Here is a 25,349-nt window from a genome sequence, read left to right as displayed (position 1 = left end):
CGGAAGCAAACGGGGCTCAACGCGCGACCTTGACCGGGCGGCCTTCCCTGCACGAGGCCGCGCAGGCCTCGGCAACGCGAAGGGAGGCGACGGCGTCGTCGATCGTGGACGGGACCTCGGCCTTTCCGGCGACCACGTCGAGGAAGGCCTCGAGCTCTCGCTCGTAGCAGGCGGCGAAGCGGGCGATGAAGTCGACCCACGGCTCACCCGAGGGGAAGGCGACCCCGGGTTCGAGCGATCGCACCGGAAGGCGCTCATCCATGCCGACGACGTCCGTCCCCTCGGTGCCGTGCACTTCCATGCGCACGTCGTACCCGGCGCCGTTGAAGCGGGAGGAATGCGCGGTGGCGAGCGCGCCGCCGGTCAAACGCAGCGCGAGGACGGTTTCGCACACGTCGGAGAAGTCGGCGAAATCGGGCAGCCCCAGATCCGTGCCGAAGGCGAAGACCTCTTCGACTTCGCGGCCCGTGACCCACCGAAGGGCGTCGAAGTCGTGGATGAGGCAGTCGGTGAAGATGCCGCCGCTGGCGGCGAGAAACTCGCGAGCCGCGGGGGCTTGGTCGAGAGTGTGCATGTGGACCCTCCGCAGCTCCCCGATCTCCCCGGCTGCGAGCCTTTCGCGGGCCGCGGCGTAGGCGGCGTCGAATCTGCGTTGAAAGCCGATGTGGACGGGGACCCCGGCGGACTTGGCCGCAGCGTTGGCCCTCTCCGTCGAAGCGATGTCGAGCGCCACCGGTTTTTCGCAGAAGATCGGGGCGCCCAGGCCGACGGCGGCTTCGATGTGGCGCGCGTGGGCGTCGGTAGGCGTGGCGAGGACGACGCCGTCGAGATCTTCCGAATCGAAGAAGTCCTCGACGGAGCGGACCTGGGCGCCCAGTTCGTCCGCCGCCCGCTGGGCCTTTTCGGGGACGACGTCGGCGACGACGAGGCTTTCGACCTTCGGCGCCAGGATTCGCGCATGCATGATTCCGATGCGTCCGACGCCTAGCAAACCGATGCGAGGCTTGGCCATTGACTTTCCTTTCGCTTGTGTCGCTTCGTTGCGAGATGCGCGGCTTGCAAAGTTTGCGCTCTACAAAGTTTGCGCTCTACAAGGTGCGCCTTGCGAGATCCGCGCCCCGCGAGGTGCGTGAAATCCTTGCGGGACGGCCGCTCGTCAAGGCTACCCCACCGCCAGGGCAAAGCGAAGCGTCGGCAGCCAGAAAGGAGCGTCGCCGCCGATCGAGGCGCTCTCGCGGGCCGAGGCGCCCTCGCGGAAAACCGGTCAGCCAAGGCACATTGCTCAATCGGGCTTGACATCCTTTCAGTTCCATGGTTAATTAGTCATGTAATGAACCGCAGAACTAAGGAAGTTGAGGCAATGCGTTTTTCCGACTCGCATCCCATCTACCTGCAGATCGCAAACGACATCCGCAGAAGCATCCTCACGGGGGCTCTTGCGGCGGGAGACCAGCTCATGTCAACAACGCAATACGCGACCACTTATCGCATCAACCCTGCAACGGCGAACAAGGCCTTCGCGCTCCTCGTTGACGAGAACCTCGTCGAAAAGCGAAGGGGAATCGGCATGTTCGTCACCGAGGGGGCGCACGAGCGCCTGCAAGAGTCCGGGCAGAAGTCTTACGCCGACGAGACCCTGACGCCCGCCCTCGCCGAAGGCGTCGCTCTGGGCCTTTCATCCCCCGAAATCCTCGACATGGCGGCAAGCAGCCTCGCCACACTCACAAAGGACACACTCACAAAGGACACACTCACAAAGGAGAAGCAATGAACCCCCTCGGCATCGACGTCGCCGACCTGACGTTCCACTACGAGCGCCACCCGCAGAACGTCGTCGACCATGCGTCTTTCAGAATCGAACCGGGGTCGATCACCGGCCTCCTCGGTAGGAACGGCTCCGGCAAGTCAACCCTCGCCATGCTCATGGCCGGCCTCCTCTATCCGACGTCCGGAAGCGTCCGCGCAAACGGGCAGCCCGTCTACGAGAACCCCGGCCTCATGGCAAACGTCTGCTACGTCAGCGATTCGGCCCCCATATTTGAAGACGAGAAGACCCGGCGCACCCTCGAGCTCTGGGAGGCGTCGCGCCCCAACTGGGACCGCGACTACGCGAACGAGTTGATCGAGGCGTTCGGCATCGACGTGAAAAAGAAGCCCTCGCGGCTCTCCCGCGGCCAGCTTTCGAGCCTCTACGCGCTGCTGGGCCTGGCTTCCAGATGCCCGGTCACCATATTCGACGAGGTCCACCTCGGAATGGACGCCGTCGCCCGGGAAGTCTTTTACACGAGCCTTCTCGCGGACTACACGAAGCATCCGCGCACCCTCGTTCTGTCCTCGCACCTGATCGAGGAGATCGAGAGCCTCCTCGACTCGGTCATTTTCATGGACAACGGGAGGATCGTCGAAAGCGGAGACGCCGACGACGTCCGATCCAGGTACTCCGACGGAGGCGAACTGGCCCATCTGACCGACGTCCTCCTGAAAATGACCTTCTCTTCCAACACCGCAGCCGCATACAGAATCTTGCAGAAGGGACGCGACCATGAATGACAAGGCAAACGCGCAGGCCATGACCGGCAACGCGAACACGACGACCATGGCCAACGACGAAAACCTCGCAGCCGACAGGGCGAAGACCGCCGTCAATCGCTTAATTTTGAGACGCCAGGGACGAATGATGTCGATAGCGATCGGGGTCGGTTTGTTCTTGGGCACCCTCGCTGCGACAGCCGTCTTCTTTCTCGAAAAGTACGACTACCTGATTTTTAGAAACGGCGGCAGGCACCAGATCGTCATCGACGGAAGGCGAATCGACCTTGGCATCTCTCCCGAAAACCTCGACAGAATCCGCAGCTTCGCCGCGGAAATTGAAAATATTTCATACGCGGTCATCGTTACCGCCGTGCTGCTCGCCACATTGATGGTGGGGGCGGTGGTCCAGGGGGCGTATGCCGCCGTCAGGACGCGGACCTACCTCAGCTCGGGATTCCCGCGCCGCTCTATCCTCCTCGCCCACGCAAAGGCATTTGGCCTCGGAACCGCCGCGTCGGGTGCGCTTGCCGTGGCGGGAGCGGCGGTCCACGGGCTGATCGCCGGCGACTTCTCCGGCAATATAAAAGTGACGGGAGCGCGCGCCGGCCGCGCGGTCGGAACCTACGAGGCCAACCTCTGGTTCCTTGCCCTCGCGGCAACGGTCGCCATAGCCGGCGCGTATGCAGCCGCCTATGGGATTTTCATGGCCTTCGTCCGCTTCCCCGGGTATGTCGTGGGAATAGCCCTCTTCGTCGTCTCAGCGGCAGGGGGCGCGTTGAACTGGACCTTCAGGGCGGTGGGTTCGGACGGCTCGCTCATATATGTGGCGCCCTTCAAACACATCGGAGCGAGCGGCTTCCCGCTTTACAGCGTGCTTTCGGACCTCGCCTCCATCGTCTTCTACGCGGCCGTGGCATGGCTGTGCGTGCGACGAATCCAGGTTCGCCGCTGACCGCGAGCGCACCGACTGGCCGGGCCGCAGCGCCGAGAGGCGCTGCGGCCCCTCTTTCGAGAAACGGCCTCCCAGACGCACGGCCTCCCGGCAGACGGCGAGCACGCCGACCGTCGCCGGGCAACAACGCATCTGCTGCGTTCTTTTTGCACGGCATGCAATCGAGAAAGGCTCAAGGTTCCTCAAGGCTCCCCGCAAACGCACGACCGCTTTCGGCAACGTTAAAATACTTTTAATTATAACTGAAATAGAAGTGCAGAATTTAGATTTTGTTATTTACTACCCCTCACAAAATTTTGAAATTCATCACCTTAATGCGTCATTTAGGACTAACGACCCTCACTTTTTGTAAAAATACGACGCAAAGTAAAGGTATGGCACGGCGGGTAGCTCGAGGACCTCGAGGAGTGCGCGGAGAAATACGATCGCGCCTTATGGAGGTTGCCCGTGAGCAGTTCTCCACCCGCGAGTTCAATTCTGTCACCGTGCGCGGCATCGCCGAGGAGGCGGGTGTCGACCCCAGCCTCGTCTCATATTATTTTGGCGGAAAATCGGGTCTTTTGCGCGCAGCGATGTCGCTGCCGGCCGACCCCGTGGCGGCCGCCCTCAAAGAGATGACGCCCCTTGAAGGCGCGGGATCGAGAGTTTTCAGGGTCATCTTCACCCTCTGGGAGGAGACGAACGCCAATCACGCCGCTCGGGTCCTCATCCATCAGCTCCTCAGCTCGGAGGAGACGATGTACGTTTTCAGGACGTGGATCGACGAAACCGTTGTGACCCCGGTGTCCAAGATGCTCGGCGGACCCGACAGGCGCCTGCGGGCCGCCTCCGGCGTCGGACTCATCATTGGCGCCCTCCTCAATCGATACGTCGCCGGCATAGAGCCGGTGGCCTCGGCCTCGATCGAGGATTCTGCCGCTTTCTACAGCGTCTGTCTCCAGTATCTTTTCACACCCGAGATTTTCCCCCCGGATTTCCCGTCGATCGAATCCTCCGTCCCTCCGATGCCGGCCTCCTTCGAGAAGCAGACGCTTTCGCCTTCCGCCTCGCCTGCTTCGCTCTCTTCCCAGAGCCCGCAGCATCCGCACGAGCCGGCTCCGCCGCAAGGTCTTGGCCAATCTCCGCAGCAGTCTACGCCGAACGCGCACGAGCCGGAGCCCCGGCAGTTCGCCCAAACGTTCCGGGAGCGGATACCGCGAGAGGACCTCATGCTCCCCGAAGACCCTTCTTTTCCTCAGGATCCGAGGAGCTGGCCATTCTAGGCCGCCCTTGAGGGCCGCCCTGACTCAGCGTCTCGCCTCGGCGTCGGATCTTTTGCATCGGATCCGTCTGGCAGACTTGTATCATGCAGAACTTCTACTCGATCTACTCCCACGGTTTCGCCCGGACAGCGGCCTGCACGCTTCCCGTCGCCATCGGCGATCCGCGCGAAAACGCCCGGCGGACGGCCGAGCTGGCTCGCGAATGCTCCGAAAAGGGCGTGGCCGTCGCAGTCTTCCCGGAGCTCGGGCTGACCGGATACTCAATCGAGGACCTTCTGCTCCAAGACGTGCTGCTTGACGCCACCCTCGAAGCGCTCGAAGACCTTCGGGCGGCCTCCGTCGCAATCGCCTCCGTGATCGTCGTCGGCGCGCCCCTCGTCCACCGCGGCCGCGTATTCAACTGCGCAGCCGTCATCCATCGCGGCCACGTCCTAGGGGTCGTTCCGAAGTCCTACCTTCCCGACTACCGCGAGTTTTACGAGAAGCGGCATTTCGCATCCGGCGAGGAGTGCGCCGGCGAGAGGATCGCTCTGCCGGGGGTCACCGTCATCGACGCGACGCTCGCCGCGGACGAGGTGGGAGGCGACTTCGCGGCGTCGGACAGCCTCGCCTTGTACGGCGTCCCTCCCGAAACCGTGCCCTTCGGACCCGACCTTCTTTTCGAGGCGGAGGACGTGCGAGGGCTGACGTTCCACGTCGAGGTCTGCGAGGACATGTGGGTTCCCGTCCCGCCGTCGGCGCGGGCCGCACTGGCGGGCGCTTCACTCTTGTTGAACCTGTCCGGCTCGCCCATTACGGTGGGGCGGGCCTCCGATCGCGAGCTGCTCATCCAATCGGCGTCTTCTCGTTGCAACGCCGCCTACGTTTACGCCGCCAACGGCGAGGGCGAAAGCTCGACCGACCTTGCCTGGGACGGTCAAACGGCGATTTACGAGCTCGGAAGAAAGCTTGCCTCGGGGCCGCATTTCGCGACGGGGCTGCACGCTACGATCGCCGACGTCGACCTCGACCTCCTTCGCCAGGAGAGGCAGCGTCAGGGAAGCTTCGACGACAACAGGCGCGCACTGGGAATCGGACGGCGCGACGACCCTTGGCGCGACGAGGCGAAGCGCTATCGGGACGCCTTCCGGACGGTGCATTTCACCCTTTCCCCGACCGCCGACGACGTCGGCTTCATGCGCCCCGTCCATCGGTTCCCCTTCGTCCCCGAGGACAGCGCGAGGCTCCACCAGGACTGCTACGAGGCCTACAACATCCAAGTCTCCGCTCTGTGCCAGCGGCTCCGGGCGATCGGCCGGCCAAAGATCGTCATCGGAGTCTCCGGCGGCCTCGACTCAACCCACGCGCTCATCGTCGCGGCCAAGGCGATGGACAAGCTGGGCAGGCCGCGGGAGGACATCCTGGCCTACACCCTTCCCGGATTCGCTACCTCTGAAAAGACGAAGGCCAACGCCCGCGCCCTGGGCAAAAGCCTGGGCGTGACTTTCTCGGAAATCGACATTCGCCCCGCCGCCCTGCAAATGCTCAAAGACATGGGCCACCCCTTCGGGCGGGGCGAGGAAGTCTACGACGTCGCCTTCGAGAACGTCCAGGCGGGCTTGCGAACCGACTATCTCTTCCGTCTGGCGAACGCGAACGGCGGCATCGTCCTGGGAACGGGCGACTTGTCCGAGCTCGCGCTCGGATGGTGCACGTTCGGCGTCGGCGACCACATGAGCCATTACAACGTCAACGCCGGCGTCCCCAAAACCCTCATACAGCACCTCGTCCGCTGGGTGACATCGTCCCGGCAGTTCGACGATTCCGTCGCTGCCACGCTGCGCTCCATTCTCGACACGGAGATTTCGCCCGAACTCGTCCCCGCCAAAGACGGAGAGCAGATCCAGTCGACGCAGGCCGTCATCGGCCCTTACGAGCTCCAAGATTTCACCCTCTTCTACGTTCTGCGCCGGGGGCTAGCCCCCTCGAAGATCGCTTTCTACGCCTGGCACTCGTGGCGCGACGCCGACGAGGGAGCGTGGCCGGAGGGCATAGCCGAGGCCGATCGTCGCAGCTATGGAATCGGGGAGATAAAAGAGTGGATGGAAGTCTTCTACAAGCGATTCTTCTCGAACCAGTTCAAGCGTTCGACGCTGCCGAACGGCCCGAAGGTCAGCGCGGGAGGGACGCTCTCTCCCCGCGGCGACTGGCGCATGCCCTCCGACGCCGCGGCACGGGCCTGGCTGGCTGAAATGGCGGCGATCCCAGACAGCGAGAGGCCAGCGCATCCGTGACTGCGCGCAGGAGGAGGGGCGGGCAGTCGCCGGAGAGGGGGCTTCCTCCCCTTCCCCGAATGGGATGCGCAACTCTCCCGCATCGAATATCGATATCGGGGCCGCCTTGACGTAAAGTCTCAGTCAGACGTTTATCGCGCAAAAACATTGAAAGAGAAACAATCGAAAGGAAGGCACATGCCCGTCAAGCTTGTGGCCGAGGCAGAACCTGGCCTGCTGGAGGCAGTCAATGGGCTGATCCCGCAGCTGTCCTCGTCCGCTCCCCCGCTGAACGACGAGCAGCTCGACGAATTCCTCTCCCAACCGGCGACCTATCTGTTCGTCTATGAAGGCGTGCCGACAGGTGCCGAGGACGATTCGCTTCGGATCCTGGGGATGCTCACCCTCGCCACATTCGTCATTCCCACGGGCAAGCGCGCGTGGATCGAAGACGTCGTCGTCGATTCCGCCGCCCGCGGACAGGGGGCGGGACGGGCCCTTGTCGAGGCTGCCATTGCTCACGCCAAACAAATCGGCGCGAAATCCGTCGATCTCACCTCGCGTCCGTCTCGCGAAGCCGCAAACCGCCTCTATGTGAGGTCCGGATTCACGGCAAGGCAGACGAATGTCTACCGCTACGGCGGCTAAAAGCATCAAAAGAAGACAATGGAGTGAAGATGCGTTCACATAAGAACATAGCGGTGGGCTTGGTGTGCTTGTCCATCGCCTCGTGCGCGGCCAGCAGTCAGACGCATGCGGCTTCTGCGACGACGCGCCCGACAGAAAAGGCCATTTCAATCGCCAAAGTGCGTCCGGTTTCGTTCGACGGCCCAGAAACAGTCGAGGGGTTGGATGTCGGAACGGAAAAGAGTGCTACGGCGCCTCACAGCTCGCTCGTTCGCGTGGCGAATCCGGACGTCTTGGCGTCAAAGGTCAATCTTTGGGCCGTGGAGGAGCAAAGGAAGCTGTCTCGACCGTCGGCCAAGGAATATCTGACGATGTCGCCCGGGGTTTGCGGCGCCAGCGGAACGATCGTCTGCTTCGCCGTTGATTCGACGCGGCACGTCCAGGGCAAGAAGGCCGTTTCGACCCAGATTTGGTACCTCGACATGAGCGACAAGTCCGTCAGGCAGTCGCAGGATTTGCTCACCCAATCGGGAAAGAACAAGGTTGTGCACGCTCTCGACTCCCTTTCGCCCGACACGTCGGTGAGCATGTCGATAAAGCGCGTTTTGAAGCCGAATTCCGACTCTCCGACGGCGACGCCGACCTCGGATTCCACGCCGGTCGCGACGCAGTCGGCATCGGCTTCTTCGACGTCGGCGCCGGCCCCGTCGGCCTCTTCCGATTCTCAAAACGGCATGGGCTCCGCGGGCGTCTTCTTCCAAAGCGACGGGTCCCTTGTGCTTAGAGCCCCCAACGACGAAAAGAATGGCTTCGATTCCTATCGAGTGGCGAGCCGCGACGTGGAAAAGCTTCTGACCGAGGAAGGAAAGAAGCTCCGCTCGGGAATAATGCAGAAGGCCAATCCCGTCCCCATTCCAAAGCCCGAAAGCAAGCCGATTCCAAAGCCCGACGTCGATTGCAGGGTTGCCTCCTGCGTGGCGCTGACCTTCGACGACGGCCCCGGCGACCAGACCGACAGACTGCTCGCGGCGCTGAGGGAAAAGGGCGTGCGCGCGACCTTCTTCACCATAGGCAAGAACGTGAAGGCCCGCCCGGACCTCGTCAAGAAGGAAGCCGCCGAGGGCCATTCCGTCGGCAATCACTCATGGGACCACCCCCAGCTGACGAAGCTCACGCCCGAAGAGCTCCGCAAGCAGCTCAAGAACACCTCCAACTCGATCGTCGAAGCCGGGGCGCCGGCGCCCGTGCTTATGAGGCCCCCGTACGGTTCGTCGAACGCGGACGTCCTCAAGGCAATCGGCGAGAACGGCATGGCTGAGACAAGGTGGGACGTGGACACCGAGGACTGGAAGAACAAGAATGCGGCGGTCACGACGCAGCGCGCACTCGCAGGAGCCAGGCCCGGTTCGGTCATTCTCATGCACGACATCCACGCCAGCTCGGTCGATGCCGTCCCCGGGCTGATCGACCAGCTCAAGGCAAAGGGATACACCCTGGTGACGGTTCCTCAGCTGATGGGAGACGACATGACTCCCTACATCGGGCACAGGATCTTCAGCCAGCGCAACGTCAAGTAGACCGACGTCTGCGAAAAGCCGACCGCCGAAGCGAGTAGAAAGCCGCTCCTTCGGCGGTCGGCTTTTCGCCGTCTGAGGGTGGAAACGGGATTTTCGACGCCGGTCTTAGGCCGTCGCAGGCCTCGGACGTTATGCCGTTACGACCAACTCCGCCCGTTGGAACTCCTTGAGGTCGAGGTATCCGTTGGCGGCCATCGCGTGGCGCAGCGCCCCCATGAAATTGGTGAAACCGGAGGCCTGATGGGACGGGCCGTCAAGGATGTCGCAGAGGCTCCCGACCGTGGCGACCTCGACCCGCCCGCCTCTGGGGAGCGTGCCATGCCAGGCCTCGGGGCCCCAATGCCATCCGCGGCCGGGAGCCTCCACCGCCCTGGCCAAGGCCGTGCCGAGCATGACGGCGTCGGCCCCGCAGGCTATCGCCTTCACGAGGTCGCCGGAGGTCGAAACCGACCCGTCGGCGATGACGTGGACGTAACGTCCGCCCGATTCGTCGAGGTAATCCCTGCGCGCCGCGGCGATGTCGGCGATGGCGGTGGCCATGGGGGCGGCTATCCCCACCGTTCGGCGGGTCGCGGAGGCGGCGCCTCCCCCGTATCCGGCGAGCACGCCCGCCGCGCCGGTGCGCATGAGATGGAGCGCGCCGGTGTAGGTCACGGCGCCGCCGACCAGGACGGGAACCTCCAGTTCATAGATGAAACGCTTGAGATTGAGCGGCTCCCGGGAAGCGGAGACGTGCTCGGCGGAAACCGTCGTGCCGCGGATGACGAAAAGGTCCACTCCCGCATCGACGACCGTCTTCCACAGATCCTGCGTGCGTCCGGGCGAAAGCGCCCCGGCGACGGGGACCCCCGCAGAGCGGATTTCGGCTAGCCGGGAAAAGATGAGGTCTCGTTTGACGGGTGCCGAATAGAGGCGCTGAAACAAGGATGTGGCCTCTTCGGGATCGGCCCGGGCGATTCGGGCGAACTCCTCCGTCGGATCCTCGTAACGCGTCCACAAGCCCTCCAGGTCGAGGACCCCCACGCCGCCGAGCCTTCCGATCTCGATTGCCGTGGCTGGGGAGGAAACCGAATCCATGGGCGCCGAAAGAACCGGAACGTCCAGGTGATAGGCGTCGAACTGCCAGGAGGTCGAGACCTCGTCGGCATCGCGAGTGCGTCTTCTTGGGACGACGGCGACGTCGTCCAGCGTGTAGGCGCGACGCGCCCTCTTTCCCCGTCCTATCTCGATCTCGCTCACATCTCAAGCCTACCGCGCCGCCTGTGCGAGTCAGCCGTCCGGTCAGGTCGCGTGTTATCCGGCGGGGCGCCGACCCGCGGAGCGGCAGGCCGACCGTCGGCGAAGCTGCGGGCCCGCCGCCGACCAGGAGCCGCGCCGATCTGCCTGCAGTGCGCCGCAGCGATTGCCCGCAAAACGGCATGCCCGCCGCTGGCGAGCCTACGCGTAAAGGCGGAAAAGCGTCGGTCCCCGCCGATACCATGAAGCCATGGACGAAGAGAACGCAATGTGGACCTCCTCGCCGGTGATCGGCTTCGACACGGAGACGACGGGAATAGATCCGAAGCGGGACCGCCTCGTGACTTGCTCGCTCGTCGCCGTGACGGAGGAGGGGGTGTCGAAACGCTACTGGCTCGCCGATCCCGGCGTCGAGATACCCGAACGGGCAAGCGCGGTGCACGGGATCACGACGGAGCGGGCGCGCGCCGAAGGCAGGCCCTCGAAGGAGGTTCTCGAAGAAGTCGCAGCCCTCTTGGCCGAGCACATGGGACGCGGGCATCCGGCGGTCGCCTTCAACGCGACCTACGATTTCACCCTCCTAGAGAGCGAATTGGACAGACACGGGCTGCCGACCTTGGCCGAGAGGCTGGGCGGCGAAGTCTTCCCCGTCGTCGACCCGTACCTGCTCGACCGCTCGGCCGACCGATATCGCAAGGGCAAAAGGCGGCTTGAGGACCTCTGCCGCCATTACGGCGTCCATGCCGAGGACGATTTCCACAATGCCGAAGCCGACGTTCTGGCCACGCTGCGTCTGCTGGCCGCGATAGTCCGCAAATTCCCGGAACTCGCGCGCGCCGAATTGGAGGCCATACAGGAAAGGGAATGCGAAACGCACGCCGATTTCATGGCCTTTCTCGCGCGCAAGGCCGCTGAAAGGGGGCGTGAATTCACGGACTCCTTCGATTGGCCGGTCGCCGAGCCTCGCGGCTGACAGGAGGGCTGTCAGCGGCCGGAGTAGTTCGGCGCCTCGACGGTCATCTGGACGTCGTGCGGATGCGACTCGCGCAGGCCCGCGGACGTGATTCGCACAAAGCGGCCGTTTTCCTTGAGCTCGGGAATCGTTCTGGAGCCCGTGTAGAACATCGTCTGATGCAGGCCGCCCAAAAGCGTGCCGAGAACGGAGGGAAGGGTTCCTCGGAAGGGCACCTGCCCCTCGATCCCCTCCGGGATGATCTTGTCGTCGGACGAGACGTCGCTTTGGAAATAACGGTCTTTCGAATAGGAGCGCTTGCCACGCGAGGACATTGCGCCGAGCGAGCCCATTCCCCGATAGTGCTTGAACTGCTTGCCGTTGACGAAGACGATCTCGCCGGGCGTCTCTTCGCACCCCGCCAGGAGGGAGCCGAGCATCACGACGTCGGCGCCGGCCACGATGGCCTTGCCGATGTCGCCCGAATACTGGAGGCCCCCGTCGGCGATGAGCGGAATGCCGGCAGGGCCGCAGGCTTTGGAAGACTCGTAGACCGCCGTCACCTGAGGGACGCCGACGCCGGCCACAACGCGCGTGGTGCAAATCGACCCCGGCCCCACGCCGACCTTCACGGCGTCCACGCCGGCGTCGATGAGAGCCTGTGCGCCTTCCCGCGTCGCGACGTTTCCGCCGACGATCTCGACGTCGTCGAAAGCCGAATCCGATCGGAGCCGCCGAATCATGTCGAGAGCCAGCTTCGCCTCCCCGTTCGCCGAGTCGATGACGAGCACGTCGACTCCCTCCTCGGCGAGGGCGCCTGCGCGCTCCCAGGAGTCGGAGAGGTAGCCGACCCCGGCCCCGACGAGCAGGCGGCCGCCCGCGTCCTTTGAAGCATTCGGATACTGCTGCGTTTTGACGAAGTCCTTGACCGTGATGAGGCCGGTCAACCTGCCCTCGCCGTCTATGAGCGGAAGCTTTTCGATCTTGTGCTGGGCCAAAAGGCGCGCCGCCTCCTCCTGGGAAACGTCCTTTCCGGCGGTCACGAGAGGCATCGGGGTCATCGTCTCGCGAACGGTGCGCGCGGCGAACTCGCTTTCGGGGATGAAGCGCAGATCGCGGTTGGTGATGATTCCCAGGAGCTTGTCGTCCCCGTCGACGACGGGCAAGCCCGATATGCGGTACTTCGCGCACAGCGCGTCCAGCTCGGCGATCGTCGCCTCGGGGCCGATCGTCGCCGGATCGTGGACCATGCCGGATTCGGAGCGCTTGACCTGGCGAACCTGCTCGGCCTGGGCGACGACGGAAAGGTTGCGGTGGATGATTCCGATTCCGCCCTGGCGGGCCATCGCGATGGCCATCCGGGACTCGGTCACGGTGTCCATCGCGGCCGAAACAAGAGGCGTTTTGAGCGAGAGCTTGCGGGTCAGGCGGCTCGCAGTGTCCACCTCGGAGGGGATGACGTCGGTTTCACGTGGGAGCAAAAGGACGTCGTCATACGTCAAACCAACGAATTCAAAGGGATCGCGAGTGCTCATGGCGCAATTTTACGGTGTGAAAGGATGCGACGCCGCGCGTATTCGTGTGAGCGTGTCCATTGCCTCACGTGAGTGTGTCCGCCTCCGCGGGACGGCCGCGCGCCGCGGTCGAAACGCTGCGCCCCGCGCCCACCGCGCGTACTTGGGTGGCTTTGACCGTGGCGACCGCTTCGTCGCCGGGCGCGAGCGCCAGCTCGGCGAGCGCCGCCGGGGTGATCCTCGCGTTGAAGGGCGTCCGGTTTGGAAAGCGAAGTCGGACGGTGACGAGCCCTCCCGCAGTGCTCACCCTTTCGACCGTCGCCGGCAAAGACGACCGCGCCGAGCCGACGACCTTCCCGGAAGAGAGGGCGACCGCCTCCGGCGCGAACATGAACGTCACCGGCTGCCCTGCGGCGATCCCGGACGCTTCTGCGGCCGTGAGCTCTTGCCCGCCGCCGACGTCGATCGACGGAAGCCCGTCCCCGTCGATCCTCAAGACTCCCGCGACGGCGTTGAGCCCGGCGAGGCTCGCTCCAAAAGCGCTGACCGGACGGGCGAGAACCTCGGCCGGCGAGCCGTCCTCGACGACCCTTCCGCGTTCCAGCACTATCATGCGCGTGCCCAGCTCAACGGCCTCGGCCACGTCGTGGGTCACGAGAACGGTTGTCGTCCCGTCCGATTTCAGCCGATCGACGAGGATCGCCCCCACTCGCGAACTCGCTTCGACGTCGAGGGCGGCCGTGGGCTCGTCGAGGATGAGCAGGCGGGGCGAGAAGACAAGCGCCCGGGCGAGCGCGACGCGGGCCGCCTGGCCTCCCGAAAGTTGGCCGCCGCGGCGTGCGGCGAGCCGCTCGCAGCCGACCTTCCTCAGTTGCCCGCGGGCGAGCCGCCGCGCCTGGGCGCGCGGGAATCCGCGGCACACGAGGGGGAAGGCGACATTCGCCAACACCGTCATGTGTTCGAATATCCGGGGATTCTGGCTGACCATTGCCACGCCGCGCCCCCGTGGCGGAATGAAGGCTCCGGCGGCGTCCGCGGTGAGGTTTCCAATTTGCACCGTGCCGGAGTCTAGCGCGAGAGAGCCGGAGAGGACCTCGGCGAGCGTCGACTTTCCCGCCCCGTTGTGGCCCATGACCGCGAGGACCTCGCCCGCTCCGACCTCGATGGAAACATCCCATCCGCGTTCGACGACCTTCCCCTCGACGCGAAGGGGAACAGCCGCCTTCTCCTCAACGTGCTGAACGGATTGCGGAGCGTCGACGGCGTCGGGGCCGCCTCCGTCGTCGAGGCCTTCCTCCTCGCGCACGCGCCTCCTGCCTCTGGCGGGCATCTCGGTGGCGGCGACGACGAGGGCCGCGACGCCCACGAGGATGATGCCGAGGACCAGATCCGTCTTGTCCGCCGACTCGCGCGCCAGATAGACCTGGATCGGAAGCGTGCGCGTGATTCCCTGGAGCGATCCGGCGAAAGTCAACGTGGCGCCGAACTCCCCGAGGCACCGCGCCAACGCGAGTGCCGCGCCGCGCGCCACACCCGGAACGACCATGGGAAGGGTGACGCTAGCAAGCACGCGCGTGGGCCGGGCGCCCAGGCTCGCGGCCGTCTCCTCCAAGCCACGCGGGCGCGACCTGAGCGCCGCTTCGACAGTGACGACCAGAAATGGAAGGGAGACAAACACTTGGGCCAGGACGACCGCCGCCGTCGTGAAGGCGACGGTCACGCCGAAAGCCTCCAGCTGCGAGCCGAGCACGCCTCTTCGGCCGAAAGCGGCGACCAAGGCGATGCCTGCGACAACCGGCGGAAGGGCGAGCGGGAGCGCGACGAGCACTCGCAGAACGCCGACGCCCCGCCAGTCTCTCGAAAGAGCCACGGCAAGGGGAACGCCCAAGACCAGGTCGATCGCCAAGGCTGCGGCGCACGTCTTCAGGCTCAACGAGAGGGCGTCCGCCGCCTCGTCGCTTGAAAGCACCGCGGGGAACTGGTCCCACGGCACCCTCGATCCCATGAAAACGAGAGGGAGAACGAGATACGCGGCGCTGGCCGACGCAAAGAGAACGAGCCACCAAGGCAAGGGTGAGACGTTCACGCGCCTCGCACGCCGCCTCGGGGTGCGAGAACGCCTAACGCCCACCGGCCCCGGCCTCGTTGAAGCCGTGCTTCTTGAGCGTCGCCTGCCCCTCCCGCGACGTCACATACTCGGCAAAAGCCTTGGCCTTGGACGAGTTCTTAGAAGCCTTGACCACTCCGACCGGGTAGTCGTTGACAATCTTGTCGGCGCCGGGAATCTCGATCGTTTCGACCTCTTTGCCGCCGGCGACGGCGTCCGTGCGATAGACGATGCCTGCGTCGGCCTCGCCCGATATCACCTTGCTGCGAACGTCCGTCACCTTCTGCTCTTCCGAAACGGGGTTGAGCTTCACGCCGAGCTTCTTGACGAGCTCGGCGGTCGCGGTTCCGCACGGCACCGTCTTGCCGCCCGCGGACGCCTTGGGAGTGCAGATGACAAGCTTGGCCTTGTCCAGGGACGAATTGAGGCCTGTGACCTTCGCGGGATTCCCTTTGGGCGTGATGAGGACGAGGGTGTTCGAAGCGAAAATCTTCGTGTCTGCGACCTTGCCGCCGGACTTGAGCGCGTCCATCGTCGTCGTGTTGGCCGTGGCGACGACGTCGGCCGGGGCGCCGGAATTGATTTGTTCGACGAGTTCCTGAGAGCCGGCGAAGTTGAAGACGAGGTCGACGTCGGGATGCGCCGATTCGAACTTCTTCTCCATCTCCCCGAAGGACTCCTTGAGGGAGGCCGCCGCGAACACGTTGACCTTGGCCGCCTTTCCCGATGCGCCGCCGGACGGGGAACCAGTCGAGTTCGAAGCGGCGTCGTCGCTGCATGCGGACAAGAAGAGCAGTGCCGCGCCAAAGACCGCCGCGATGCGTCGATGCATGTTGTTCTCCGTTCCAATCGGTGTGTCTCGGACGCCTTTCAATCCGACTGCGAATCTATTGCGTAGACTACACAATATTTTATTTGGTTTTTCCCATTCAAAATAAAAAAGCGCTTGAAAGCTGAGAAAAGCGGCCAAACTAATCGGCGACGCAGCCGAACTGGCAGGCGAGGCGAGCGGCCTTCGCGCGCGAAGGCCCGTTTCGCGAAGCCCTATGATGGCCGCAGACCCGCAGTCGCCAAACAGCCGCCGAGCCGAGGAGGTTTCATGTCCCCCGAGTGGAGTCCCGACAGCGTCCGTTCGACCGTCGTCGTCGTGAACGACCGCGTCCTTTCGGGCGAGAAAGAGGACAAAGCCGGGCCTGGCTGCGTCCGACGCCTCGCGGGCCTCGGCATGCCCGAGCCTCGGCTGCGCGTCGTCGCGGAAAACCGATCCGACATCGAAAAGGAGATAGCGGAGGCCTTGCGACGCGGCGACCGCCTCGTCCTCATCCTCGGGGGATCCGGTTTTCGCGAGGGGAACGACGCGCCGGAGGCGGCGCGCGCCTTCATCGACGTCGAGATCCCCGGAATCGCCGAGCAGATTCGCGCCCACGGGCTGGCCAAGACCCCTCTCGCCTCGCTGTCCCGCGAAGTGGTCGGAGTCAGCGCCCGCAACCGCACGGGCGCCCTCATCGTCGTCTCCCCCGGGTCCTCCGGCGGAGCGCAGGACACCCTCGACGTCGTCGAACCTCTCGTGCCCCATATCCTGGCCCAGCTCAACGAAGTCTGACGCTCAGGGGCCCGAGCCTCGGAGCGCAACGCCCGAGTCGGCCGAGCCGAGGGCTTTTGACCACCACGACACGTCCTCCGGCGTGTCGACGTCGCGGCATTCGTCGGCCGAGGACGGAACTTCGGCGAGGTCCAAGCCGGCCAGCGTCCGACGCACGCCCTTGTTCCGAGGACCTCCGTCCTCCTCAATCGCGGCCCGCAAGGCTTCGATTCGATAGATCGCCTGAAGGCACTGGCGAAAGGGCGGCTCCCCGCCGACGACGACGGCGCCGTCGCGGCCGCGGGCGGCTGCAACCAGCCTCGGCGCCAGGGTCCCCGCCTGCGGCGTGTCGACGGCGAAAACGAAAACCATGTCTTGTGCCGCGGCCGATGGCTCCCCCGCGGACCCGTCCGCAAGCGCGGCCGACCCCGGCGCGCCCCGCGGCGAGTCGGCCGGAGCCGCCGCCGCACGAGTCGAGGCCGCCGACGCGCCGAGCGCCTTGAGCCCCGCGTCGATCCCGGCGAGCGGACCCCCCGCTGGAGGATCTTCCAAAGTTCTGAGCACTCCGGGCGGAACATCGACCGAGTCGGGCGCCACCGCGGCGATCCGTCCGGAGACGAACGGGCGGACGCCGGCCACGACGCGATCGAGCAGGCGGCGGCCCCCGATCGAGACGTCGGCCTTGGACGCGCCGCCGAGGCGCCTTCCCTCGCCACCGGCGAGGACGATGCAATGCGTGGGGGGCATGCGACGATCATGCCCTCTCGACGTCGGCTTGGCAATCGACCCTCGATTTACGTAAGACTTTTCGCGCGTATTTCCGATCCGAGGCTCGAGACGGCGGGTCGCAGCTCCGCAAAACGGTGAGTTTTCAATGAAACATCCGAGAAGCGGATACGCAGGGGCCCGACCCTTCGAAGGTCGCGCCGCCACCTCGGGTCAGCGGACTTGGTACGCTTTACCCATATTCATCGGATTTTCCCATCTTTAAAATCTTCCATGACGGACGACCGCGAGGAGCACTATGAAATCCGCCGTTCTCACAGACTGGAATCCAGAGGATTCACAGTCCTGGGACTCGAAGATCGCCTGGCGAACCCTCGCGATCACCACCTACTCGATGATCATGGCGTTTTGCGTGTGGTTCCTCGTCAGCGCCATCGCCCCGAAGCTCAACGACATCGGCTTCCATTTGTCGAAGGGGCAGCTCTACTGGCTGACGTCGATGCCGGGGCTCTCCTGCGGGCTCATCCGCCTCGCATACATGTTCCTCCCGCCCCTGGTGGGCACACGCAAGCTCGTCGGCTACAGCTCGCTGCTCTACGCCATTCCGATGCTCGGCTGGTTCATGGCGGTGCAGAATCCGAACACGAGCTACGGGGTGCTTCTTGCCCTGGCTTTCGCCTGCGGAATCGGCGGCGGCTCGTTCTCGGGGTACATGCCCTCCACAGGCTATTTCTTCCCCAAGCGCCTGCAGGGAACGGCCCTCGGCATCCAGGCAGGCATCGGCAATCTGGGAATGTCGGTCATCCAGCTCGTCGGCCCTCTGCTCATGGGCTTCAGCCTATTCGGGATGACGTGGGTGGCCCCGCAGTCGGGTTCAAGCGGCTCCATCTACGTGCACAACGCGGCCATCTTCTTCGTCCCCTGGACGATCGTGGCGGCGATCCTCGCCTTCACGCTGCTCAAAGACGTTCCGGTCAAGGCGAACATCCGCCAGCAGCTCGACATCTTCTCCAACTCCAACACGTGGGTCATGACCGCCATGTACGTCATGACTTTCGGGATCTTCTCCGGGTTCGCCGCGCAGTTCGCGCTCATCATCAACCAGCATTACGGCAAGGACAGCGCCTTCGCCTGCATGGAGGGCCTACCCGCGGGCGCGAGCTACGCCTTCCTCGGCCCCCTCATCGGATCCCTCGTGAGATTCGCCTGGGGCCCCCTGTGCGACAAGTTCGGCGGCGCAATCTGGACCTTCGTCTCGGCGGTGGGCATGGCCGTCACCCTCGGCTGGGCGGCGCTCTTCCTCGAACCGAAGGACCTCGGCCAATTCCCCATTTTCCTCACGGCAATGCTCCTCATGTTCTTCTTCTCCGGCATTGGCAACGCTGGAACCTTCAAGCAGATGCCGATGATTATGCCCAAACGCCAGGCGGGCGGGGCGATCGGCTTCACCGCGGCGGTGGCCAGCCTCGGCCCCTTCATCGTCGGCGTCGCGCTCTCGTCCATGTCCGCAAGCCTGTGGTTCTGGCTGTGCGCCGCGTACTGCGTCGCATGCGCCGCACTCTGCTGGATCCGCTACGCCCGCCCGGGCGCGCCTTTCCCCGGCTGATCGGAGATTTCCATGACATCCAAAGAGACACTTGGCTCCCCCCTCCTGAAGATGGGCTCGTGGCTCAGGCGAGGCAAAGCGAGCGGCGACGCCCGCCAGCTCTTCCTCGAGGGCGGACGCCAGGCGGATTCCTTCTACCGCCAGCGTTGGAGCTACGACAAGGTGGTGCGTTCGACGCACGGCGTCAACTGCACGGGGTCGTGCTCGTGGAAGATCTACGTCAAGGACGGGATCGTCACGTGGGAGTCCCAGCAGACCGACTATCCGACCACCGGCCCCGACATGCCCGAGTACGAGCCGCGCGGGTGCCCCCGCGGCGCCGCATTCTCCTGGTACGAGTACTCTCCCACGCGCATCAAGTATCCCTACGTCCGCGGGGTGCTGTTGGACATGTACCGCGAGGCCAAGGACCGCCTGGGCGACCCCGTTTTGGCGTGGGGCGACGTCGTCGGCGACGCCGTCAAGGCCAAATCCTACAAATCCGCCCGCGGAACAGGTGGAATGGTGCGCACGACGTGGGAAGAGGCGATGGAGATCGTCGCAGCCTCGTACGTCCACACGATCAAAGAATTCGGCCCGGACCGCATCGCCGGCTTCTCGGTCATCCCCGCGATGTCGATGATCTCCTACGGGGCGGGCTCGCGATTCCACGAGCTCATCGGCGCAACCATGCTCTCCTTCTACGACTGGTACGCCGATCTTCCCCCGGCGAGCCCGCAGATGTTCGGCGACCAGACGGACGTCCCCGAATCAGGCGACTGGTTCAACTCGCAGTACCTCATCATGTGGGGGTCGAACGTTCCGCTCACGCGCACGCCCGACGCCCACTTCATGGCCGAGGCCCGCTACCACGGGCAAAAAGTAGTGGTGGTCTCCCCCGATTTCGCCGACAACACGAAGTTCGCCGACGACTGGCTGAGAGTCCACCCCGGAACCGACGCCGCGCTGGCCATCGCCATGGGGCACGTCATTCTCAAGGAGTTCTTCCTGGCTCGGCGCGAACAGTACTTCATCGACTACATGAAGCGCTACTCCGACAGCCCGTTCCTCATCCAGCTCGACAACGCGATCGACGCGAGCCCCTCGCACATGGAGACCTATGTTCCGGGCAAGTTCTACACCGCGAACCTTGCGCCCGCCGGAACCGCCGAGCGCACGGAGCACAGCGACTTCCGCCCGCTCGTCATGGAGGCCGACGGCGCGCTCAAGGATCCGGGCGGCACGCTGGCCGACCATTTCGGCGAAGAAGGCGCGGGGCACTGGAACCTGAAACTCGACGGCGTCGAGCCCGTGATGTCGGTCATGGACACCGACGCCTGGGAGCCCGCCCTCGTCGCGTTGCCGCGATTCGACCTCCCGGCCGAAGAGGGCCAGGATTCGATCGGGGCCGGCGTCGTGTACCGCGGAGTTCCCGCCCGCAGAGTCGGCGGCCGCCTGGTCACGACCGTCTTCGACCTTCTGCTCGCGCAGTACGGCGTGGGGCGCGAGGGGCTGCCGGGCCAGTGGCCTTCCGGCTACGGCGACTCGACCGCCCCCGGCACGCCTGCCTGGCAGGAGGAGCTCACGGGCGTGCCCGCCGGCGCAGCCATCAAGATCGGCCGGGAATTCGCCGCCAACGCCCTCGAATCCGGCGGGCGCTCGATGATCCTCATGGGCGCGGGGACGAATCACTACTTCCATTCCGACGCGATCTACCGCACCTTCCTCGCGTTGACGACGATGTGCGGAACCCAGGGCGTCAACGGCGGCGGATGGGCGCACTACGTCGGCCAGGAGAAGGTCCGCCCCATCACCGGCTGGGCGAACTACGCCTTCGCCCTGGACTGGCAGCGCCCCGCGCGGCAGATGATCGCCACAGGGTGGTACTACATTTCCACCAGCCAGTGGCGTTACGACGGCGCGCAGGTCAAGCTCATGGCGAGCCCCACCGCCGCCGGCGCGCTCAACGACAAAACCACGGCCGACTGCCTGGTCGAGTCCGCCCAGCGCGGCTGGATGCCGAGCTATCCGACGTTCAACAAGTCCCCGCTCGCTTTGGGACGCGAAGCGAAAGAGGCCGGGCTGGCCCCCGGAGAATACATTTCGCGCGAGCTGCGCGAAGGCAGGCTTCGCTTCGCCGTGGAGGACCCCGACGCCGCCGAGAACGTGCCGCGCATCCTCGCCAATTGGCGCACCAACCTGCTGGGTTCGTCCGCCAAGGGAACTGAGTTCTTCCTTCGCCACCTCATCGGCGCCAACAACGACGTCAATGCCGTGGAACTCGAAGGAGATCGACGCCCGGCCTCGATGACGTGGAGGGAGCCCGTCAACGGCAAACTCGACCTCATGTGGACGGCCGACTTCCGCAACACGTCGACCACATTGCACTCCGACGTCGTCCTTCCCGCCGCGACCTGGTACGAAAAGCACGACCTGTCGTCGACGGACATGCACCCGTTCATGCATTCGTTCAACGCGGCGGTCGACCCGCCGTGGGAGGCCCGCACCGATTTCGAGACCTTCCAGACCCTCGCCTATCTCGTCTCCGAGATGGCTTCCAGGCATCTGGGAACGCAGATCGACGCGCTGGCGGCTCCGCTCAGCCACGACACCCCCGACGAATTCGCCAATCCCGCCGACGCGGTCCTGCGCCTGTCGGGCACGACCAACGGACGGCTGGCCTACCAGGGATTCAAGCGCCTGGAGGCACGAACGGGAACCGAGATGGCGGACTTGGCTCTCGGCGACGAGGAACGCAGAATCAGCTTCGACGACACCCGGATCCAGCCGCGAAGCGTCATCACCTCGCCCGAGTGGTCGGGCTCCGAGCACGGCGGGCGCAGGTACAGCGCCTTCGTCCAAAACGTCGAACGGAACAAGCCCTGGCACACACTGACCGGGCGCCCGCAGTTCTACATCGACCACGATTGGATGCAAGAGCTCGGGGAGACACTGCCGATCTTCCGGCCTCCTTTGGACCTCCACCATTTGTACGGGGACGTCAAAATCGGCGCCACGGGGATCTCGCCTGAGGGGACGGCCGAAGTCGCAGTGCGCTACCTCACCCCCCACAACAAGTGGGCGATCCACTCCCAATATTTCGACAATCCTCACATGTTGACGTTGGGGCGCGGAGGCCAAGCCATCTGGATGAGCCCCCAGGACGCGGAGAAGATCGGCGTCAAGGACAACGAATGGGTCGAGGCTTACAACCGAAACGGCATCGTTTCGGCCAGGGCCGTCGTCTCCCACCGCATGCCCGAGGGCACCGTGTTCATGCACCACGCCCAGGAGCGGACGATGAACACTCCGCTCAACGAACGCTCGGGCAGACGAGGAGGAACCCACAATTCGCTGACGCGAATCCTGCTCAAGCCGACCCATCTCATCGGCGGGTACGCCCAGCTCTCCTTCGCGTTCAATTATTACGGGCCCACGGGCAATCAGCGCGACGAGGTCACAATGATCCGCCGCCGCAGCCAGGAGGTGCAGTTCTGATGAAGGTCATGGCGCAGATCGCAATGGTCATGAACCTCGACAAGTGCATCGGGTGCCACACCTGCTCGGTCACCTGCAAGCAGGCGTGGACGAACCGCGAGGGCACGGAGTACATGTGGTTCAACAACGTCGAGACGCGGCCCGGCGTCGGCTATCCGCGCACCTGGCAAGACCAGGAAACTTGGAAGGGCGGCTGGCGCAGGACGAAGTCGGGCAGGCTCCAGCTGCGCCAAGGCGGGCGCATGGCCAGCCTTGCGAAGATCTTCTCGAATCCGACGCTGCCCGGAATGGACGACTACTACGAGCCGTGGACGTACGAGTACGACAAGCTGCTCTCCGCCCCCGCCGGTTCGGCGAACATCCCCGTGGCCCGCGCCAAATCGCGCATCACGGGCGAGAAAATCGACACCGTCGAGTGGGGCCCGAACTGGGACGACGATCTGGGCGGCTCCATGGAAACGCTGGACTCGGATCCGACGCTCAAACAGATGAACCTCTCGGTCGCCAAGAACATCGAAGACTCGTTCATGTTCTACCTGCCGCGCATCTGCGAGCACTGCCTTAACCCGGCATGCGTCTCGGCCTGCCCCTCGGGCGCGATGTACAAGAGGACAGAGGACGGCATCGTCCTGGTCGACCAAGACGCCTGCCGCGGGTGGCGCATGTGCGTTTCGGCCTGTCCCTACAAGAAGGTCTACTTCAATCACAACTCCGGCAAAGCCGAAAAGTGCACGCTGTGCTATCCGCGCCTGGAGGCGGGCCAGCCGACGGTCTGCTCGGAGACCTGCGTGGGCCGCCTGCGCTACCTCGGCGTCGTCCTCTACGACGCCGATCGCGTGACGTGGGCCGCCGCGCAGAAAGACGAACGCAACCTTTTCCCGGCGCAGAAGGAGATCCTGCTCGACCCCCGCGATCCCGAGGTGGTCGCGCAGGCGCACATGAACGGCGTGCCGCATTCGTGGATCACCGCCGCCCAGGAATCGCCCGTCTGGGACCTCATTTCCACCTACGGCGTGGCGCTTCCCCTCCATCCGGAGTTCCGCACGCTTCCGATGGTCTGGTACGTTCCGCCGCTCAGCCCCGTCGTCGACGCCGTCACGGCCTCGGGCAACGACGGCGAAGACCACAGGGTGCTGCTGTCGGCGATCTCGCAAATGCGCATTCCCATGGAGTATCTGGCCGGGCTCTTCACCGCGGGCGACACCGCCCCCGTCGAGCTCTCGCTCAGGCGCCTGGCGGCCATGCGCTCCTACATGCGCGACGTGTTCATGGGCCGCGAAGGCAACGAGAGCATCGCCGCCTCGGTGGGAATGGACGGGGCGACCATCCAAAAGATGTACAGGCTTCTGGCCATCGCCAAGTACGACGAAAGGTACGTCATACCCACGGCCAGCCCTGAGCTTCCCCGCGGGATTTCGGAGCTCGAAGGCTGCCCGGTCTCCTACGACGTCGAAGCGTTCCACGGGGTCGGCCCGGGCATGAACCCCACCCGTTCGGACGGGCGGCGAATGCTCCCCCTCGAGGTTCTCCGATGAGCACATTCGTGGGAATCCCAAGGATTCCGAGCAAACGCCGCATACGGGTCGACGCCGGTCAGGCCCGGATCATACGCATGGCGTGCTCGCTGCTGCTCGACTACCCCGACGAAGCCCTCGAAAGCGAGATCGCCGCGGTCAGGGCCGAGCTGCACGCTCTGCCGGACGAGGTGGCCGAAGAGCTGGAGGCCTTCTGCACGCAGGCCTTGCAGACGGGGCTGCGGGACCTTCAAGTCCTCTACGTCGAGACCTTCGATCAGCGCAGACGCTGCGCGCTCTCCCTGACCTACTATTCGCAGGGCGACACACGAGGGCGCGGCCAAGCGATCCTCGCTTTCAAGGAGATTATGGCCCGCGCGGGCTTCGTGCCCGTCCGCAAGGAGCTTCCCGACCACCTTCCCGTGGTTTTGGAGTTCTGCGCCCTCGACGAATCCGGCGTCGGCGAGGACCTGCTGGGGGCAAACCAAGAAGGAATCGAGGTGCTTCGCACGGCTCTGCGCAGCGCCCGCTCCCCCTACGCGCATCTGCTCAACGCACTCGTCCTTACGCTTCCGGAGCCCAGCCCGGAAGCGATCGAAGGCTATCGAAAGCTCATCAGCCAGGGGCCGCCCACCGAACTCGTGGGCATAGGCGATCTGACCGCCACCCCTTTCCCGACGTCGCAGGAAAGGCGGCAACCATGACTGTTCTCGACGCCCTTCTATGGGTCGCGCTTCCATACGTGTCGTTCGTCTTGCTTGTGGCGGGCCTCGTCTGGCGCTACCGCAGCGACCAGTACGGGTGGACTAGCCGCTCTTCGGAATGGAACGAGAAGGCCATCTTGCGATGGTCCTCCCCCCTTTTCCACATCGGCGTCCTGTGCGTGGCCGCAGGCCACATCGTCGGCCTGGCCGTGCCTGCCTCGTGGACCGAGGCTTTCGGCGTCTCCCAGCACATGTACCACCTCGGCGCCACCGTCCTCGGCTCCGTCGCGGCCCTCATGACGATCGTGGGGCTGGCGGGCCTGATCTACCGGCGTTTCGTCGTCAAATCGGTTCGGCTGGCCACGACCCGCAACGACATCGTCACCTACGTCCTTCTGACGATTCCCATCGTTTTGGGGACGGTCGCCACGGTCAGCTCGCAGATCTTCGGCGGGCACGAGGGATACGACTACCGCGAGACGATCAGCCCGTGGTTCCGCTCGATCTTCACGTTCAGCCCGAAGCCCGAGCTCATGCTTGACGTCCCCATGGCTTTCAAGCTCCACGTCGTGGCGGGCCTTCTGCTCTTTTGCGTCTGGCCTTTCACGCGGCTGGTCCACGTGGTGTCCGCGCCCGTCGGGTACCTGACCCGGCCCCAGGTGGTTTATCGTTCGCGCGACCGCGCCAAGCCCGTCTCCCGGCCGCGCGGTTGGTGAATTCGCACGCAGG

Annotated in this window: 20 protein-coding genes; 14 read left to right on the top strand and 6 right to left on the bottom strand. The window is 64.8% G+C overall.

Annotated elements, in window-relative coordinates:
* Positions 1–16: 16 nt before the first annotated feature.
* Positions 17–1,012 carry a Gfo/Idh/MocA family oxidoreductase gene (locus tag A4H34_RS05655; RefSeq protein WP_009199140.1) on the bottom strand — a complete coding sequence of 332 codons (996 nt, stop codon included), beginning with the start codon at positions 1,010–1,012 and terminating at the stop codon, positions 17–19.
* 348 nt (positions 1,013–1,360) lie between these two features.
* Here A4H34_RS05655 and A4H34_RS05650 point away from each other — a divergent pair, with 348 nt between their 5' ends.
* From A4H34_RS05650 to A4H34_RS05620, 7 genes are all read left to right on the top strand, one after another.
* Complete coding sequence (locus A4H34_RS05650; RefSeq protein ID WP_064231340.1) at positions 1,361–1,771, top strand: GntR family transcriptional regulator; 411 nt, start codon at positions 1,361–1,363, stop codon at positions 1,769–1,771.
* Positions 1,768–2,550: an ATP-binding cassette domain-containing protein gene (locus A4H34_RS05645; protein ID WP_064231339.1), complete on the top strand. Its 783-nt coding sequence runs from the start codon at positions 1,768–1,770 to the stop codon at positions 2,548–2,550. Before A4H34_RS05650 ends, A4H34_RS05645 begins: the two co-directional genes overlap by 4 nt.
* Positions 2,543–3,484 carry a hypothetical protein gene (locus tag A4H34_RS05640; RefSeq protein ID WP_064231338.1) on the top strand — a complete coding sequence of 314 codons (942 nt, stop codon included), beginning with the start codon at positions 2,543–2,545 and terminating at the stop codon, positions 3,482–3,484. Before A4H34_RS05645 ends, A4H34_RS05640 begins: the two co-directional genes overlap by 8 nt.
* A gap of 434 nt (positions 3,485–3,918) precedes the next feature.
* The gene (locus A4H34_RS05635; protein ID WP_064231337.1) at positions 3,919–4,746 is read left to right on the top strand and encodes a TetR/AcrR family transcriptional regulator; all 828 of its coding nucleotides are present in this window, start codon (positions 3,919–3,921) and stop codon (positions 4,744–4,746) included.
* An 83-nt stretch (positions 4,747–4,829) separates the two neighbouring features.
* Positions 4,830–7,019, top strand: coding sequence for an NAD(+) synthase (locus A4H34_RS05630; protein ID WP_064231336.1), 2,190 nt, complete (start codon positions 4,830–4,832; stop codon positions 7,017–7,019).
* A gap of 177 nt (positions 7,020–7,196) precedes the next feature.
* Entirely contained in the window at positions 7,197–7,646 is a 450-nt protein-coding gene (locus A4H34_RS05625) for a GNAT family N-acetyltransferase (protein ID WP_009199146.1), read from the top strand.
* Positions 7,647–7,675: 29 nt separating this feature from the next.
* Positions 7,676–9,202 (top strand): polysaccharide deacetylase family protein, encoded by a 1,527-nt coding sequence (locus A4H34_RS05620; RefSeq protein ID WP_197480428.1) that lies wholly within the window; start codon positions 7,676–7,678, stop codon positions 9,200–9,202.
* A gap of 129 nt (positions 9,203–9,331) precedes the next feature.
* Here A4H34_RS05620 and A4H34_RS05615 read toward each other — a convergent pair whose 3' ends face one another.
* The gene (locus tag A4H34_RS05615; RefSeq protein WP_064231334.1) at positions 9,332–10,441 is read right to left on the bottom strand and encodes a GuaB3 family IMP dehydrogenase-related protein; all 1,110 of its coding nucleotides are present in this window, start codon (positions 10,439–10,441) and stop codon (positions 9,332–9,334) included.
* A 247-nt stretch (positions 10,442–10,688) separates the two neighbouring features.
* Here A4H34_RS05615 and A4H34_RS05610 point away from each other — a divergent pair, with 247 nt between their 5' ends.
* Positions 10,689–11,411, top strand: coding sequence for an exonuclease domain-containing protein (locus tag A4H34_RS05610; RefSeq protein ID WP_064231333.1), 723 nt, complete (start codon positions 10,689–10,691; stop codon positions 11,409–11,411).
* 11 nt (positions 11,412–11,422) lie between these two features.
* Here the strand turns inward: A4H34_RS05610 and guaB are convergent, their stop codons facing one another.
* The 3 genes from guaB to modA all read right to left on the bottom strand — a co-directional run bounded on the left by guaB (position 11,423) and on the right by modA (position 15,843).
* On the bottom strand, positions 11,423–12,925 hold the full coding sequence (guaB, locus tag A4H34_RS05605) for an IMP dehydrogenase (protein WP_064231332.1): 1,503 nt from the start codon (positions 12,923–12,925) through the stop codon (positions 11,423–11,425).
* Positions 12,926–12,989: 64 nt separating this feature from the next.
* The gene (locus A4H34_RS05600) at positions 12,990–14,990 is read right to left on the bottom strand and encodes an ABC transporter permease (RefSeq protein WP_231870961.1); all 2,001 of its coding nucleotides are present in this window, start codon (positions 14,988–14,990) and stop codon (positions 12,990–12,992) included.
* 34 nt (positions 14,991–15,024) lie between these two features.
* A complete protein-coding gene (modA, locus tag A4H34_RS05595; protein WP_064231331.1) occupies positions 15,025–15,843 on the bottom strand; it encodes a molybdate ABC transporter substrate-binding protein in 819 nt (272 codons plus the stop codon).
* Positions 15,844–16,110: 267 nt separating this feature from the next.
* Here modA and A4H34_RS05590 point away from each other — a divergent pair, with 267 nt between their 5' ends.
* Positions 16,111–16,614, top strand: coding sequence for a MogA/MoaB family molybdenum cofactor biosynthesis protein (locus A4H34_RS05590; RefSeq protein WP_064231330.1), 504 nt, complete (start codon positions 16,111–16,113; stop codon positions 16,612–16,614).
* 3 nt (positions 16,615–16,617) lie between these two features.
* Here the strand turns inward: A4H34_RS05590 and mobA are convergent, their stop codons facing one another.
* Complete coding sequence (mobA, locus tag A4H34_RS05585; RefSeq protein WP_064231329.1) at positions 16,618–17,340, bottom strand: molybdenum cofactor guanylyltransferase; 723 nt, start codon at positions 17,338–17,340, stop codon at positions 16,618–16,620.
* Positions 17,341–17,617: 277 nt separating this feature from the next.
* Here mobA and A4H34_RS05580 point away from each other — a divergent pair, with 277 nt between their 5' ends.
* The 5 genes from A4H34_RS05580 to narI are packed head-to-tail and all read left to right on the top strand — an operon-like array spanning position 17,618 to position 25,336.
* The gene (locus A4H34_RS05580) at positions 17,618–18,925 is read left to right on the top strand and encodes an MFS transporter (RefSeq protein ID WP_197480427.1); all 1,308 of its coding nucleotides are present in this window, start codon (positions 17,618–17,620) and stop codon (positions 18,923–18,925) included.
* A gap of 12 nt (positions 18,926–18,937) precedes the next feature.
* On the top strand, positions 18,938–22,402 hold the full coding sequence (locus A4H34_RS05575) for a nitrate reductase subunit alpha (protein WP_064231328.1): 3,465 nt from the start codon (positions 18,938–18,940) through the stop codon (positions 22,400–22,402).
* A complete protein-coding gene (narH, locus tag A4H34_RS05570) occupies positions 22,402–23,937 on the top strand; it encodes a nitrate reductase subunit beta (protein WP_009199161.1) in 1,536 nt (511 codons plus the stop codon). Before A4H34_RS05575 ends, narH begins: the two co-directional genes overlap by 1 nt.
* Entirely contained in the window at positions 23,934–24,620 is a 687-nt protein-coding gene (gene narJ, locus A4H34_RS05565; RefSeq protein ID WP_064231327.1) for a nitrate reductase molybdenum cofactor assembly chaperone, read from the top strand. The genes narH and narJ overlap by 4 nt, the downstream gene beginning before the upstream one ends.
* On the top strand, positions 24,617–25,336 hold the full coding sequence (narI, locus tag A4H34_RS05560) for a respiratory nitrate reductase subunit gamma (RefSeq protein ID WP_009199163.1): 720 nt from the start codon (positions 24,617–24,619) through the stop codon (positions 25,334–25,336). The genes narJ and narI overlap by 4 nt, the downstream gene beginning before the upstream one ends.
* Positions 25,337–25,349: the final 13 nt, after the last annotated feature.

The sequence above is a fragment of the Peptidiphaga gingivicola genome, assembly GCF_001652275.1.
Lineage (GTDB): Bacteria > Actinomycetota > Actinomycetes > Actinomycetales > Actinomycetaceae > Peptidiphaga > Peptidiphaga gingivicola.
This window is presented reverse-complemented; position numbering and strand designations above follow the sequence as displayed.